This is a genomic window from Streptomyces sp. NPDC051555 (assembly GCF_044454405.1).
Lineage (GTDB): Bacteria > Actinomycetota > Actinomycetes > Streptomycetales > Streptomycetaceae > Streptomyces.
Genome location: NZ_JBITDP010000007.1, coordinates 71,491 through 85,825, shown reverse-complemented (window position 1 = coordinate 85,825; position 14,335 = coordinate 71,491). Strand labels below are relative to the sequence as shown.

At 73.4% G+C, this 14,335-nt stretch carries 11 protein-coding genes; 7 read left to right on the top strand and 4 right to left on the bottom strand.

Annotated elements, in window-relative coordinates; genetic code table 11:
* Nucleotides 1–34 precede the first annotated feature (34 nt).
* Nucleotides 35–1,036 carry an asparaginase gene (locus ACIBEA_RS17100; RefSeq protein ID WP_399261598.1) on the top strand — a complete coding sequence of 334 codons (1,002 nt, stop codon included), beginning with the start codon at nucleotides 35–37 and terminating at the stop codon, nucleotides 1,034–1,036.
* Nucleotides 1,037–1,088: 52 nt separating this feature from the next.
* Here the strand turns inward: ACIBEA_RS17100 and meaB are convergent, their stop codons facing one another.
* The 4 genes from meaB to ACIBEA_RS17080 form a co-directional block, all read right to left on the bottom strand.
* Nucleotides 1,089–2,093 carry a methylmalonyl Co-A mutase-associated GTPase MeaB gene (gene meaB, locus ACIBEA_RS17095; protein ID WP_399261596.1) on the bottom strand — a complete coding sequence of 335 codons (1,005 nt, stop codon included), beginning with the start codon at nucleotides 2,091–2,093 and terminating at the stop codon, nucleotides 1,089–1,091.
* 16 nt (nucleotides 2,094–2,109) lie between these two features.
* The gene (gene scpA / locus ACIBEA_RS17090) at nucleotides 2,110–4,308 is read right to left on the bottom strand and encodes a methylmalonyl-CoA mutase (RefSeq protein WP_399261594.1); all 2,199 of its coding nucleotides are present in this window, start codon (nucleotides 4,306–4,308) and stop codon (nucleotides 2,110–2,112) included.
* Entirely contained in the window at nucleotides 4,305–6,179 is a 1,875-nt protein-coding gene (locus tag ACIBEA_RS17085; RefSeq protein WP_399261592.1) for a methylmalonyl-CoA mutase family protein, read from the bottom strand. Before ACIBEA_RS17085 ends, scpA begins: the two co-directional genes overlap by 4 nt.
* 77 nt (nucleotides 6,180–6,256) lie before the next feature.
* Nucleotides 6,257–7,480, bottom strand: a complete 1,224-nt coding sequence (locus ACIBEA_RS17080) for an ROK family protein (protein ID WP_399261590.1) — start codon at nucleotides 7,478–7,480, stop codon at nucleotides 6,257–6,259.
* Between the two features lie 854 nt (nucleotides 7,481–8,334).
* Between ACIBEA_RS17080 and ACIBEA_RS17075 the strand changes: the two genes are divergently transcribed.
* From ACIBEA_RS17075 to ACIBEA_RS17050, 6 genes are read left to right on the top strand one after another with little or no spacing between them, the layout of a single operon-like run.
* A complete protein-coding gene (locus ACIBEA_RS17075) occupies nucleotides 8,335–9,300 on the top strand; it encodes a TauD/TfdA dioxygenase family protein (RefSeq protein WP_399261588.1) in 966 nt (321 codons plus the stop codon).
* Between the two features lie 35 nt (nucleotides 9,301–9,335).
* On the top strand, nucleotides 9,336–9,905 hold the full coding sequence (gene ssuE / locus ACIBEA_RS17070) for an NADPH-dependent FMN reductase (protein WP_399261586.1): 570 nt from the start codon (nucleotides 9,336–9,338) through the stop codon (nucleotides 9,903–9,905).
* 46 nt (nucleotides 9,906–9,951) lie between these two features.
* Nucleotides 9,952–10,992: an ABC transporter substrate-binding protein gene (locus tag ACIBEA_RS17065; protein ID WP_399261584.1), complete on the top strand. Its 1,041-nt coding sequence runs from the start codon at nucleotides 9,952–9,954 to the stop codon at nucleotides 10,990–10,992.
* 5 nt (nucleotides 10,993–10,997) lie between these two features.
* Nucleotides 10,998–11,810, top strand: coding sequence for an ABC transporter ATP-binding protein (locus ACIBEA_RS17060; RefSeq protein ID WP_399261582.1), 813 nt, complete (start codon nucleotides 10,998–11,000; stop codon nucleotides 11,808–11,810).
* A complete protein-coding gene (locus tag ACIBEA_RS17055; protein ID WP_399261580.1) occupies nucleotides 11,807–12,799 on the top strand; it encodes an ABC transporter permease in 993 nt (330 codons plus the stop codon). Before ACIBEA_RS17060 ends, ACIBEA_RS17055 begins: the two co-directional genes overlap by 4 nt.
* A 46-nt stretch (nucleotides 12,800–12,845) precedes the next feature.
* The gene (locus ACIBEA_RS17050; protein WP_399261578.1) at nucleotides 12,846–14,186 is read left to right on the top strand and encodes an LLM class flavin-dependent oxidoreductase; all 1,341 of its coding nucleotides are present in this window, start codon (nucleotides 12,846–12,848) and stop codon (nucleotides 14,184–14,186) included.
* Nucleotides 14,187–14,335 lie beyond the last annotated feature (149 nt).

Genomic DNA, 14,335 nt, shown 5'->3' with positions numbered 1-14,335 from the left:
TGTACGGGGGCTATGCGGGGAAAGGCGGGCAGCCGTGGGACGGATCGTCGTCATCAGCACCGGCGGGACGATAGCGAGCCGGTGGCAGGGTTCGGGATTCGCGGCCGACGCCGACGGGCGCGAGGTCATGGCCACGGCGCCGCTGCCCGAGGGGATCACGGTCGAGATCGTCGACCTGTTCAGCGTGAACAGCCCCCGGCTCACCACCGCCCACCAGCTGACCCTCCTGCGCACCGTGCACGAGGTGCTCGCCGACCCCGACGTCCAGGGCATCGTCGTCACCCACGGCACGGACACCCTCGAAGAGTCCGCCTTCCTGGTCGACCTGCACCACCACGACCCGCGCACGGTCGTCTTCACCGGCTCGCAGCTGCCCATGGGCGCCACGGACGGCGACGGCCCCGGCAACCTCTACGACGCCCTGCTCACCGCCGCCACCACCCGCGGGCTCGGCGTACTGATCGCCTTCGCCGGCCGGGTCCACGCCGCCCGCGGAACCGTCAAGACCCAGACGCTGATCGCGGACGCCTTCGCCGACCCCTCGGGCGAGCAGCTCGGCAAGGTCGGCTTCGGCAAGGTCACCGTGCTGCGCCACGCGGTGCGCCCGCAGGCGCTCGCCCTGCCCGCGATGCCGGAACTGCCGCCCCGCGTGGACATGGTCATGCACCACGCCGACGCCGACCCGGCGCTCTTCGAGGCCGCCCTCGCAGCCGGCGCGCAGGGCGTGGTCCTCGTCGCCACCGGTGCGGGCAACGCCACCCCCGAGATCGTGGAAGCGGTCCGCGCGGCCACCGCCCGCGGCGTGCTGGTGGCCCTGACCACCCGGGTCGCGGCCGGACCGGTCACCGAGATCTACACCCACGGCGGCGCCGTCGACCTGGTCGCCGCCGGAGCCGTGAAGAGCGGCACGCTGCGCGCCGGTCAAGCCCGGATCGCGGTCCTCTCCGCGCTGCTGGCCAGCCAGGACCCGGCCGAGCGGGTGCGGATCCTGCACCGCTCGCTCGTCACCGAGAGCCCGGTCCTCGTCGACGCGTGAGCACCCCGGATCCGGGTCGTCGTGCGACCGACCCGGATCCGGCGGATCCACCTCACGCTCCGGCGGGCCCGCCGCCCCGCCCGAAGGCCGCCAGCAACTGGTCCGCGGCCGAGGTCGCGGTCACCGTGCCCGCCCGTACCCCCGCTTCCAGGCCCGGGGCCAACTCCCGTACCGCCGGGTCCGCCCGCAGCCGCCCGAGCAGCTCGTCGCGGACCATCGACCAGGTCCACTCCACCTGCTGCGCCGCCCGCTTGGCCGCCAACCGGCCGTCCGCCTCCAGCACCCTGCGGTGCGCTTCGAGCCGCTCCCAGACCTCGTCCAGCCCCACCGACTCGCGCGCGCTGCACGTCAGGACCGGCGGGGTCCAGGCCGCGTCCACCGGGTGCATCAGCCGCAGCGCACCGGAGAGTTCGCGCGCGGCCGCCCGCGCCTCCCGCTCGTGCGGACCGTCCGCCTTGTTCACGGCGAGCACGTCCGCGAGCTCCAGGACGCCCTTCTTGATGCCCTGGAGCTGGTCGCCCGTACGCGCCAGGGACAGCAGCAGGAACGAGTCGACCATCCCGGCCACCGTGGTCTCGGACTGGCCGACGCCGACCGTCTCCACGAGCACCACGTCGTAGCCCGCGGCCTCCATGACGATCATCGACTCGCGGGTCGCCTTCGCGACCCCGCCCAGGGTGCCCGCCGAGGGGGACGGCCGGACGAAGGCCGCCGGATCCACCGCCAGGCGCTCCATCCGGGTCTTGTCGCCCAGGATCGACCCGCCCGTCCGGGTGGAGGACGGGTCCACGGCCAGCACCGCCACCCGGTGCCCGAGCCCGGTCAGCATCGTGCCGAAGGCATCGATGAACGTCGACTTGCCCACGCCCGGCACACCACTGATCCCGATCCGGCGCGCGGCGCCCGTGTGCGGCAGCAGCTCCGTCAGGAGCCGCTGCGCCAGCACGCGGTGATCGGCCCGGGTGGACTCGACGAGGGTGATGGCGCGCGCGATGTGCGCGCGCTTCCCGTCGAGCACGCCCTTGGCGTAGGCCTCGATGTCGATCTTCGGGGGCATCGGGTCGCCGCCCCGCCTACAGCTCGTGGCCGAGGTCGGCGGCCAGTCGCGTCACCAGGTCGTGCGCCGCGTCCGGGATGACCGTGCCGGGCGGGAACACCGCGGTGGCGCCCATCTCCAGCAGCGTCGGCACGTCCGCGGGCGGGATCACCCCGCCGACCACGATCATGATGTCCTCGCGCCCCTCGTGCGCCAGCTGCTCGCGCAGCGCCGGTACGAGGGTGAGGTGGCCGGCCGCCAGCGAGGACACGCCCACCACGTGGACGTCCGCCTCGACCGCCTGGCGGGCGACCTCCTCCGGCGTCTGGAAGAGCGGGCCGACGTCCACGTCGAAGCCCAGGTCGGCGAAGGCGGTCGCGATCACCTTCTGGCCGCGGTCGTGCCCGTCCTGGCCCATCTTGGCCACCAGGATGCGCGGCCGACGGCCCTCCGCCTCCTCGAACCGGTCCACCAGCGCACGGGTGCGCGCGACCGACGGGGACTCGCCTGCTTCGTTGCGGTACACACCGGAGATCGTACGGATCTGGCTCGCGTGCCGCCCGTACACCTTCTCCAGCGCGTCCGAGATCTCGCCGACGGTCGCCTTCGCGCGCGCCGCGTCCACCGCCAGCTTGAGGAGGTTGCCCTCCAGTCCCGCTCCCGCACCGCGCTCGGCGGCGTTCGTCAGCGCCCGCAGACAGTCCTGCGTCACCGCCTCGTCGCGCTCCTCGCGCAGCCGCCGCAGCTTGGCGATCTGCTGGGTGCGCACCGAGGAGTTGTCCACCTTGAGCACGTCGATCAGCTCGTCGCTCTCCACCCGGTACTTGTTCACCCCGATCACCGGCTGGCGGCCCGAGTCGATCCGCGCCTGCGTGCGGGCCGCGGCCTCCTCCACGCGCAGCTTCGGGATGCCCGCGTCGATGGCCTGCGCCATGCCGCCGGCCGCCTCGACCTCCTCGATGTGCTGCCACGCCCGGCGGGCCAGGTCGTAGGTCAGCTTCTCGACGTACGCGCTGCCGCCCCACGGGTCGATCACCCGGCAGGTCCCCGACTCCTGCTGGAGCAGCAGCTGGGTGTTGCGCGCGATCCGCGCCGAGAAGTCCGTCGGCAGCGCGAGCGCCTCGTCGAGGGCGTTGGTGTGCAGCGACTGGGTGTGCCCCTGGGTCGCCGCCATCGCCTCGATGCACGTGCGCGTCACGTTGTTGAAGACGTCCTGGGCCGTCAGCGACCAGCCGGAGGTCTGCGAATGCGTGCGCAGCGACAGGGACTTGGGGTTCTTCGGGTCGAACTGCTTGACCAGGCGCGCCCACAGCAGGCGGGCGGCCCGCAGCTTGGCGACCTCCATGAAGAAGTTCATGCCGATCGCCCAGAAGAAGGACAGGCGCGGCGCGAAGGCGTCGACGTCCATCCCGGCGCCCAGCCCGGCCCGCAGGTACTCCACCCCGTCGGCCAGGGTGTAGGCCAGCTCCAGGTCGGCGGTCGCCCCCGCCTCCTGGATGTGGTAGCCGGAGATCGAGATCGAGTTGTACCGCGGCATCTTCTGCGAGGTGAAGGAGAAGATGTCGGAGATGATCCGCATCGACGGCTTCGGCGGATAGATGTAGGTGTTGCGGACCATGAACTCTTTGAGGATGTCGTTCTGGATGGTTCCCGCGAGCTTGTCGGGGGACACCCCCTGCTCCTCGGCCGCCACGATGTACAGCGCCAGCACGGGCAGCACCGCGCCGTTCATCGTCATCGACACCGACATCTTGTCCAGCGGGATCCCGTCGAACAGCTGGCGCATGTCGTAGATCGAGTCGATCGCCACGCCCGCCATGCCGACGTCGCCCGTCACCCGGGGGTGGTCGCTGTCGTAGCCGCGGTGCGTCGGCAGGTCGAAGGCGACCGACAGGCCCTTCTGACCGGACGCCAGGTTGCGCCGGTAGAAGGCGTTGGACTCCTCGGCCGTCGAGAAGCCCGCGTACTGCCGGATCGTCCAGGGCTGGTTGACGTACATCGTCGGGTACGGGCCGCGCAGGTACGGGGCCACGCCCGGGTAGGTCCCCAGGAAGTCCAGGCCCTCCACGTCCCGCCCGGTGTACAGCTGCTTGACGCCGATGCCCTCGGGCGTCTCCCACAGCAGGTCCTCGGTGGCGGAGCCGGTGGACTCCTTCACCGCCGCCCGCCACTGCTCCTCGGACCCGGCGGGAGCGGTCCCGCCGAGCGCCAGCTCGGAGAAATCGGGGATGCTCACGTGGTCACTCCCATCCGGTCGAGTACGGAGGACAGCACGGCGACCGCGTCGCAGCCGGCGAAGACGTACTCGTCCACATCGTCCGCGCGGGTACCCGGTCGGCCCGCGAGGAAGACGGTCGTGGCGCCCGCGGCGCGCAGTGCGGCCGCCACCGCCCCGGCCCGCTCCTCGTACAGCGCGTCGCTGGAGCACAGCACGGCCATGCCGTCGGCGCCGCTCGCCGCGTAGGCGGCGGCCGCGGTGTCCGCGTCCACGGACACCGGGTCGTGCACCGCCTCGACGCCACCCGCCTGGAACAGGTTGGAGGCGAAGGTGGCCCGACCGGTGTGCGCCGCGGCCGGACCCAGCGCCGCGAGGAAGATCCGCGGCCGGGAGCCCGTCGCCGCGAGGTGCGCGTCGGACCGGGCGCGCAGCGCCTCGTAGGCCTCGTCGCGGCGGACCCGCGGCAGTCCGCCCGAGGGCGCGGCGGGGGCGCTCTCGCGCACCACCGGCTTCTCGGACAGCAGCGGGAACTCGCTGACACCGGTGATCGGTTCGCGGCGCTTGGCGAGCTTCTTGGACCGCTCGGCCCAGGTGGCGGCCAGTCGTTCGGCGACCAGACCGGAGCGCAGCGCGGCGGGCAGACCGCCCGACTTCTCCACGCTCTGGAAGAACTCCCACGCGGCGTGCGCGAGTTCGTCGGTGAGCTGCTCGACGTACCAGGAACCGCCCGCCGGGTCGATCACCCGGGCCAGGTGCGACTCCTCCATCAAGATGGTGGAGGTGTTGCGGGCGATCCGGCGCGCGAAGGCGTCCGGCAGCCCGAGGTCGTGGTCGAAGGGGAGCACGGTGACCGAGTCCGCCCCGCCCACGCCCGCGGCCATGCAGGCCACGGTGGTGCGCAGCATGTTCACCCACGGGTCGCGCCGGGTCATCATGACCGGCGAGGTCACCGCGTGCTGGCGCTGGGCGCCCGCCTGCGGGGCCCCGCACGCCTCGGCGATCCGGGCCCACAGGCGGCGCGCGGCCCGCAGCTTGGCGATGGTGAGGAACTGGTCGGCGCTGGCGGCGTACCGGAACTCCAGCTGCCCGAGGGCCGCCGCGGTGTCCAGGCCCGCGTCGGTGAGGGCGCGCAGGTAGGCCACGCCGGTGGCCAGGGACAGCCCGAGCTCCTGCCCCGCCGAGCCGCCCGCCTCGTGGTAGGGGAGCGCGTCCACGACCAGGGCGCGCAGGCCGGGCCACCCGGCCGCCGTCTCCCGGGCCAGCTCCACGGCCCCGGCGAGCTCCAGCGCCTCGCCCGTACGGGCCTCGTGGCCCAGCGGGTCGGCGCCGAGGTTGCCGCGCGCGGCCTCGGGGGCCACCTCGCGCTCGGCGTACAGGCGCAGCAATTCCCGCGCCGCCCCGAGGAATTCCGCTCCGGCGTCCAGGGCGACCGGTGCGAGGTCCAGGTAGACCCCGGTCAGCGCGCGGTCCAGCCCCGCGACCGGAACGCCGTCCCGGCCGACGGTCAGCCACAGCGAGGTGACCCCGTTCTCCAGGTCGGCGAGGACGGCCTCGTTCAGGAGCGCCGGGTCGGTGTGCGCGAGCCGTTGGCGCACGTCCCAGCCCGCGGCGGCCGTGCCCTCGGCCCGGCCCCCGCGCAGGAAGGGCGCGAAACCGGGCAGGCCGATGGCCCCGGCGTCTGCGGAGCCCCCGGAAGCAGGTGCGGTGTAGAGCGGGCGCGTACTGAGCCCGTCCTCGAGCGTGGTGGACAACGCGTTCTCAGCTGCCTCGCCGGATGCTTCCTTGCCCGACTTGCGCAGCACGCCCTCTACCAGGCGCTGCCACTGCTCATGCGTCGCGTCAGGGAACTCGGCGGCCAGGGAAAGCCCGTCATCAGGCAGGACCGTCATGGCTCGAATGCTAGGGGCGGGGCCAAAGCGAAGCCACCTTCCCTCTATGTGATCTGTCACTCTCGGTGCGTGGCGCTTCAGGCCGGACCCGCGGGATCCCGGAACAACGGACCCAGCAACACGGTCGCCGCGGCCTGGGGGAGCACGGCGGGCCCGGCGTGCGGGGCGACGATCCGCCCGGGGCCCGCCGACCCCGGGGACAGCTCGGCCGCCGCCGCGCGGATTTCATCCAAATAGCCTTCGTGCAGGACGCTCGACAGCTCGGAGACCACCATCACGGCCGGGTTGAACACGTCCAGGAGCAGCGCCGCCGCCCGCCCGACGGCTCGGGCCCGCTCGCGCAGTAGCGCGTCCGCGCGCGGGTCCCCGGTGGCCGCCGCGTCGACGACCAGCCCGACGGAGGGCTCCGGCACGATCCCCCGGCGCACCGCCTCGGCGCCGAGCGCCGTGTCGGACGCGGTGGCCTGGAGGCAGCCGGTACGTCCGCAGGCGCACGGCACGGTCGAACCGGGCACCGGCAGGTGCGCCACGTCACCGGCCGCGGCCCCGGGCCCCTGGTGGACGGCGCCCTCGATGCCGAAGGCGGCGTCCACGACATTGCCGATGAAGAGGTGGACCAGGCTGCGCCGGGCCTGCGGGTGCCCGAAGAGGATCTCCGCGTGCCCGACCGCGCGCGCGTGGTTGTCCACCCGGACCGCCACCCCCAGTGCCCGGGCCAGCACCTCGGCCAGCGGTACGTCGCGCCAGCCCAACGCCGCGTGCCGGACCACGGTCCCGGTGTCCGGGCGGACCCACCCGCCCAGCGCCGCGCCGACCCCGAGCAGCGGGCGCCCGCCGCCGAACTCGGCCAGGAACCGGTCCAGTTCGGCCGCGACCAGGCCGAGCAGCCGGTCCGCACCGAGACCCTCCTCGTGGGGCAGGGCCCGGCGGGCCAGCACCTGCCCGCGCAGGTCGACCAGCCCGAGGACGCAGGCCCGTACCCCGATGTGCAGGGCCCCGGCCAGCGGGCCGCCGACGGCCCCGGTGTGCAGGTCCAGCGGGATCCGGGGCCGCCCCGCCGCCGTCGCGGGCCCGGCCGGGGGAGCGGGCACCTCGCGCAGCAGGCCGCGCCGGACCAGCAGGGTGGTCTGCCGGGACACGGCCGCCGGACTCAGCCCGCACAGCCCGGAGATCGCGCTACGGGCGACGGGCCCGTGGTCGAGCACGGTCCGCAACACCGTGGCGGCATTGGCCACCGCCCGCCCGTCCCCGGCGCTGCGGGGCGCGGCAGCCCCGTCCCGCTCACTGGCCCCGAACCTCAAGCGATCTCCTAGAACGACGACGACCTCCCCCAGATCATGCCGGACCCCCCCACATACCAGCCCCGCCGCCATCCCGGCCCCGCAGTCGCCCAAAGCGCCCGCCCCCACATCCCCAGCCTCCAGTCGCGCGAGACGCCGGCCCTCCCATCCCCAGCCTCCAGTCGTCCGAGGGGCCCGCCCCGATTCCAGCCCCGCCGGCGTTTGAGGCGCCCCCGGAGGGCATGCGGACCCGCACCCGGCGTCGCACCCCACCCCCGTGTCGTGCGAACGCATGGCGGCCACGTTGCGGCGCCATGAAATCCACCAGGGTCGATCATGCGCCACCAGCCATCCCCCGCCCGACGCGCAGCCGCAATAACCCCAGGTCAGCCGGGGCGACACGGTCACCCCCCACCGGACCCGGTGGCTGGTTCGCACCCCTCCCCCAGGGGGTTGACCGGCGGCGGACCCGCTGACAGTCTCCGAGCCATGTCCGCGACCGAGCGAAACGTCTCGCGGCTCCACACCCCCGGTGCGTGTACCGCTCCGGGCGGATGTCCGGGCCGCTGTCCGGCCCCTTCCCGGGCCTGACCGCCCCCACCCGCGCCCCGCCACCCGCGCCCCGCGCCCAGCGCTTTGGTCGTGCCCCTTCCCCGAGCCACACCCGGGGGAGCCGGGCCCCCGGCCCCGCCACCCGGAGCCACCGGCCCAGGCCGACCCCCTCCGAGCGGCGCGCGGCCCGTAGCCGCCGTCCGTACCGCCGCGCACCCCACCGCACCGCGTCCCACCGCGTCCCACCACGCCCCGCGACGTCGCTGAGTCCGCCCGCCCATCCACATTTCTTCCGCTGCGGAAAGAATCCTCAGGAGGCTCTCATGAGCACCGCCACCCACCCCGCCCCCACCGTCACCGTCAAGAAGGTCGGCGGCCGGATCGGAGCCGAGCTCGGCTCCGTCCGCCTCGGCGGCGATCTTGGCCCCGAGACCGTCGCTCAGATCCGCGCCGCGCTCCTCACCCACAAGGTCGTCTTCTTCCGCGGCCAGGACCACCTCGACGAGGCCGGCCACGAGGCCTTCGCCCAGCTCCTCGGCACCCCCGTCGCGCACCCCACCGTCCCCTCCGCGGACGGGCGTTACGCCCTCGGCATCGACTCCCACCACGGGGCCCGTGCCAACCAGTGGCACACCGACGTCACCTTCGTGCCGGCCTACCCCGCCTTCTCCATCCTGCGGGCCGTCACCATCCCGCCCTACGGCGGCGACACCCTGTGGGCCAACACCGCCACCGCCTACGGCAACCTCCCCGCACCGCTGCGGGCCCTCGCCGACGGTCTGCGCGCCGTGCACTCCAACGAGTACGACTACGCCGCGCTGCGCCCCGACGCCCTCCCCGAAGCCCTCGCCCAGTACCGCGAGGTGTTCACCTCCACCACCTTCCTCACCGAGCACCCGGTGGTTCGCGTCCACCCCGAGACCGACGAACGCACCCTGCTCCTCGGCAACTTCGTCCAGCGCATCGAGGGCCTCACCGGCCGCGACTCCCGCGCCCTCCTCGACCTGTTCCAGGCGCACGTCGAGCGCCCCGAGAACACCGTGCGTTGGCAGTGGAGCGCCGGCGACGTCGCCATCTGGGACAACCGCGCCACCCAGCACTACGGGGTCGACGACTCCGACGACCACGAGCGCACCCTGCGCCGGGTCACCGTCGACGGCGACGTGCCGGTCGGCCCCGACGGCCGCTCCTCCCGCCTGATCAGCCCGGAGAGCGTCCCCGACCCGTCCTTCGGAATCCCCTCGGGCGCCTCCGTGACCGAGGCCCCCGCCGCCCCGGCCGCCGTCTGACCCCGCCCCGCACGCACGCCGCCCAAGGAGCCCCCGTGGCCAGCATCCTCGCCCTCACCGGCAGTCCCTCCCTGCACTCGCGCACCGCCGTCGTCGCCGACCACGTCCTGCGCCGCCTGTCCCACTCCGGATTCGCGACCTCGCACCTGGCCGTCCGCGAACTCCCCGCCGCCGACCTGCTCGCCGCCCGCAGCGGCCAGCCCGAACTGCGCCGGGCGCTGGCCGCCGTCGCCGAGGCGGACGGCCTGGTCATCGCGACCCCGGTCTACAAGGCCTCGTACACCGGCCTGCTCAAGGCTTTCCTCGACCTGCTCCCGCAGGACGGCCTGGCCGGGAAGACCGTCCTGCCGCTCGCCACGGGCGGCAGCCTCGCCCACGTCCTGACCCTCGACTACGCCCTGCGCCCGGTGCTCACCGCGCTCGGCGCCCGGCACGTCACCACCGGCCGCTTCGTCCTGGACTCCTCCGTCGAGCGCGGTGACGGGCCCGACCGGCTGCGCCCCGAGGCCGAACTCGACCTCTTCCAGGCCGTCGACGAGTTCGCCGAGGCCCTGCGCCTGCGCACCGCCCCGCACCCGCGCCCCACCCTGACCGTCGCCCCGTAACCACTCGCCCCACCGCCCCGCCCCACCGCCCCGAGAAGGACCAGCCATGCCCGCGACACCCACCCGGACCACCACCTCCCGGCGCCAGTTCCTCGCCCTGCTCGGCATCTCGGCGGCAGCGGTGAGCTGCGGCACGGCCACGGCCTCCGGCGGCGGGGGCGGGGGCGCGCAGGTCAAGAAGCTGAAGTACCAGGGCGCGGTCGGGTCGGTCACGTTGCCCGAACTCGCCGTGGACCTCGGCTACCTCGGCGATGTGACCCTCGACTGGGTCGGCAACACGATCAGCGGCCCCCAGGACATCCAGTCGGCGGCCACCGGCCAGACCCACTTCGGCGGAGCCTTCAACGGCGCCGTCGTCAAACTCGCGGCGGGCAAGGCCCCGATCAAGGCCGTCGTCTCCTACTACGGATCCGACCAGTACTCCTACGGCGGCTACTACGTGCTGGAGGACAGCCCGATCCGCTCCGCCCGCGACCTGATCGGCAAGAAGGTCGGCATGAACACCCTGGGCGCGCACTACCAGGCCCTCCTGGACATCTACCTCAGCCGCAACGGCCTCTCCAAGACGGACGCGGCCAAGGTCGAGGCCCTGGTCGTGCCCCCCGTCAACACCGAACAGTCGCTGCGCCAGAAGCAGATCGACGTCGCCGTGCTCAGCGGCGTCCTGCGCGACAAGGCGCTCGCGACGGGCGGCATCCGGCCCCTGTTCACCGACTTCGAACTGCTCGGCGCCTTCAGCGCCGGCACCTACGTGATGACGCAGCGCTTCATCAAGGAGAACCCGGACACCGTCCGCACCTTCGTCACCGGCGTCGCCAAGGCCATCGAGTGGTCCCGGACCACCCCGCGCGAGGAGGTCATCGCCCGGATGACGGCCATCGTCAAGAAGCGCGGCCGCAACGAGGACACCTCCACCCTCCAGTACTGGCACTCGTACGGCGTGGCCGAGACCGGCGGCCGGATCGGGGACAAGGAGTTCCAGCTCTGGCTCGACTGGCTGGGAGAGCGCGGAGACATCAAGAAGGGCCAGCTCAAGGCCGCCGACCTGTACACCAACGAGTTCAACGACTACCGGAAGGGGGCCTGAGCGACATGGCGAAGATCGTCTTCGAATCGGTCACCAAGACCTTCCCGTCCGCGTCCCGCGGCGACTTCACCGCACTGGACGGCATCGACCTCTCCATCGGAGCGGGGGAGTTCCTGGTCGTCGTGGGCCCCAGCGGCTGCGGCAAGTCCACCCTCCTCGATCTGCTCGGCGGCCTGACCCGGCCGAGCGGCGGCCGGATCCTGCTCGACGGCGAGCCCGTCACCGGCCCCGGACTGGACCGCGGCATCGTCTTCCAGCAGTACGCCCTGCTGCCGTGGCGCACCGCGCTGGGCAACATCGAGTTCGGCCTGGAGGCCACCGGCGTACCGCGCCGCCAACGCACGGCGAAGGCAAGGGAGTTCCTCGACCTGGTCGGCCTCACCGGCTTCGGCGACCGGCACCCGCACGAGCTGTCCGGCGGCATGCGCCAGCGCGTCGCGATCGCCCGCTCGCTGGCCTACGACCCCGACGTGCTGCTGATGGACGAGCCCTTCGCGGCGCTCGACGCCCAGACCCGCGAGTCCCTCCAGGACGAACTCCGGCGGATCTGGCAGGCCACCGGCAAGACGGTCGTCTTCATCACGCACAGCATCGAGGAGGCGGTGTACCTCGGCCAGCGCGTCGCGGTGATCACCTCCCGCCCCGGCCGGGTCAAGGAGATCGTCCCGGTCTCCTTCGGGGGCCGTGCGAACGGCCTCCTGGGCGAGGACCTGCGCTCCAGCCCCGAATTCGCCCGCTACCGCCACGAGATCTGGACCCTGCTCCACGACGAGGTGGCCCGTGCCCAGCAACTGGAGAAGGAGCAGGCCACCGCATGAGCACCGAGACCCACACCCCGGTCGAGCTGACCGAAGACCTCCCGGCCACCCCGACCGAAGCCCTCCCCGAGGCGGACTCCGCCCCCTCGGCCGCCGCGCCCTCCGTCGCCGCTCCCGCTCCCGCGCCCGCCGCGCCCGTCCCCGCCGCGCCCGTCCCCGCCGGTCCGCTCCCGGCGGCGAAGCGCCCCCGGGCCGTCCGACCGGCCGCGCTCGGCGGCCGGGCCGGGCGCTGGATCCGCGGCGCCGCCCTCCGCTCGGCCGCCCTCGTCGCACTGCTCCTCGTCTGGGAGACCGCACCCCGCCTCGGCCTGGTGGACCGGACCTTCCTGCCCCCGTTCAGCGAGGTCGCCGTCGCCTGGTGGGAGCTGCTCGCCGACGGACAGCTCGGCGAACACACCTGGGCCAGCCTGGTCCGCTCCTTCGGCGGCTTCGGGATCGCCGTCGTGGTCGCCGTCCCGCTCGGCCTGCTGATCGGCTGGTACCGGCCGGTCGCCGAGCTGCTCGGGCCGCTGCTGGAGGTGTTCCGCAACACCGCCGCCCTCGCGCTGCTCCCCGTCTTCGTGCTGCTGCTCGGCATCGGCGAGACCTCGAAGATCTCGATGGTCGTCTACGCCTGCGTCTGGCCGGTCCTGCTGAACACCATCAGCGCCGTCCGCGGCGCCGACCCCACGCTCGTCAAGCTCGCCCGCTCGATGGACCTGTCCACCCTCCGGCTGTTCCAGAAGGTGATCCTGCCGTCCTCCGTGCCGACCATCTTCACCGGCATCCGGCTGGCCGGGGCGGTCTCCATCCTCGTCCTCGTCGCCGCCGAGATGATCGGCGCGAAGGCGGGCCTCGGCTACCTGATCAACGCCTCGCAGTTCAACTTCGCCATCCCGCAGATGTACGCCGGGATCATCACCATCTCCGCGATCGGCGTGGGCTTCAACCAGATCCTCGTCTCGATCGAACGCCGTCTGAGCCTGTGGCGCGTCCCGGCCGCGGGCTGACCGCCCGCCCACTCCGCCCGCCCCGCCTTCCTTTGAGGACCCCGTCATGAGCACCGACTCCCGCCGCACCCTCCACCTCAACGCCTTCCTGATGAACGCCGGCCACCACGACGCCGCCTGGCGCCACCCCGACAGCAGCCCCGAGCGGATCACGGACCTGCGCTACTTCCAGGAGCTGGCGAGGACCGCCGAGCGCGGGCTGCTCGACTCCATCTTCTTCGCCGACGGCCTCGCCCTGTGGGGCAAGGCCCGCTACAACGCCCTCGGCGGCTTCGAGCCGTTGACCCTGCTCTCCGCGATCGCGGCCGTCACCGAGCACATCGGCCTGATCGCGACCGTGTCCACGACCTTCAACGAGCCGTTCCACACGGCCCGCAAGTTCGCCTCCCTCGACCACATCAGCAACGGCCGCGCCGGATGGAACATCGTCACCTCCGGCACCGTCGACGAGGCCCGCAACTTCAACCAGGAGGAGCACCTGGAGCACGGCCTGCGCTACGACCGGGCCCGCGAGTTCCTCGACGTGGCCACCAAGCTCTGGGACAGCTGGGACGACGACGCGATCGTCCTGGACAAGGAGCGGGGGATCTACGCCGACACCGACAAGCTCCACCCGGCCGACCACCGCGGCACGTACTTCGGCGTCGCGGGCGCCCTCAACGTGCCCCGCTCGCCCCAGGGCCACCCGCTCCTGGTCCAGGCCGGGTCCTCCGAGGACGGCAAGGAGTTCGCCGCGCAGTACGCCGAGGCCGTCTTCACCGCGCAGCAGACCCTCGCCGACGGCCAGACCTTCTACAAGGACCTCAAGTCCCGCCTCGCCCGCTACGGCCGGACCGAGGGCGACCTGCTCGTCCTGCCCGGCATCGCACCGGTCATCGGGTCCACCGAGGCCGAGGCCAAGGCCCTCGAACAGCAGCTCACGGACCTCCAGGTGCCGGAGTACGGCCTGGCCCAGCTCTCCGGCATGCTGGGCACCGACCTCACCGGGCACCCGCTGGACGGCCCGCTGCCCGAACTGCCCGAAGAGCGCGACATCAACGGCAACAAGAGCCGCTTCACGCTCGTCGCCGAACTCGCCCGCCGCGACGGCCTCACCCTGCGGGAGCTGATCGCACGGCTCGGCGCGGGTCGCGGCCACCGGGTCTTCGCGGGAACCCCGGAGCAGATCGCCGACCAGCTGGAGCAGTGGTTCACCCAGGGCGCGGCCGACGGGTTCAACATCATGGCGCCCGTACTGCCCACCGGGCTCACCGACTTCGTCGACCAGGTGGTGCCGATCCTGCAGAAGCGCGGTCTCTTCCGCACCGAGTACACCGGACGCACCCTCCGCGAGAACTACGGCCTGGGGCGCCCGGTCGGCCGGTACGCGGCGGCCGGGGCGCGCTGAACGCGGGCCGGAGGACCGCAGGGGGGTGGGGGGGGGGGGCCGGCCCCCCCCCCCCCCGCCCCGCGGGGGGGGGGGGGCGGGGGGGGGGCCGGGGGGGGGCCGGGGGGGGGGGGGGGGGGGGTTGGGGCCCGCCAGAAGCGCCGGAGGCC

Bases quoted from the DNA above. Each gene is read 5' to 3' on its own strand.
- ACIBEA_RS17075 (WP_399261588.1), top strand. From the start codon at position 8,335: ATGAGCACCGCCACCCACCCCGCCCCCACCGTCACCGTCAAGAAGGTC.
- ACIBEA_RS17050 (WP_399261578.1), top strand. From the start codon at position 12,846: ATGAGCACCGACTCCCGCCGCACCCTCCACCTCAACGCCTTCCTGATG.
- ACIBEA_RS17065 (WP_399261584.1), top strand. From the start codon at position 9,952: ATGCCCGCGACACCCACCCGGACCACCACCTCCCGGCGCCAGTTCCTC.
- ACIBEA_RS17085 (WP_399261592.1), bottom strand. From the start codon at position 6,179: ATGACGGTCCTGCCTGATGACGGGCTTTCCCTGGCCGCCGAGTTCCCT.
- ACIBEA_RS17055 (WP_399261580.1), top strand. From the start codon at position 11,807: ATGAGCACCGAGACCCACACCCCGGTCGAGCTGACCGAAGACCTCCCG.
- meaB (WP_399261596.1), bottom strand. From the start codon at position 2,093: ATGCCCCCGAAGATCGACATCGAGGCCTACGCCAAGGGCGTGCTCGAC.
- ACIBEA_RS17060 (WP_399261582.1), top strand. From the start codon at position 10,998: ATGGCGAAGATCGTCTTCGAATCGGTCACCAAGACCTTCCCGTCCGCG.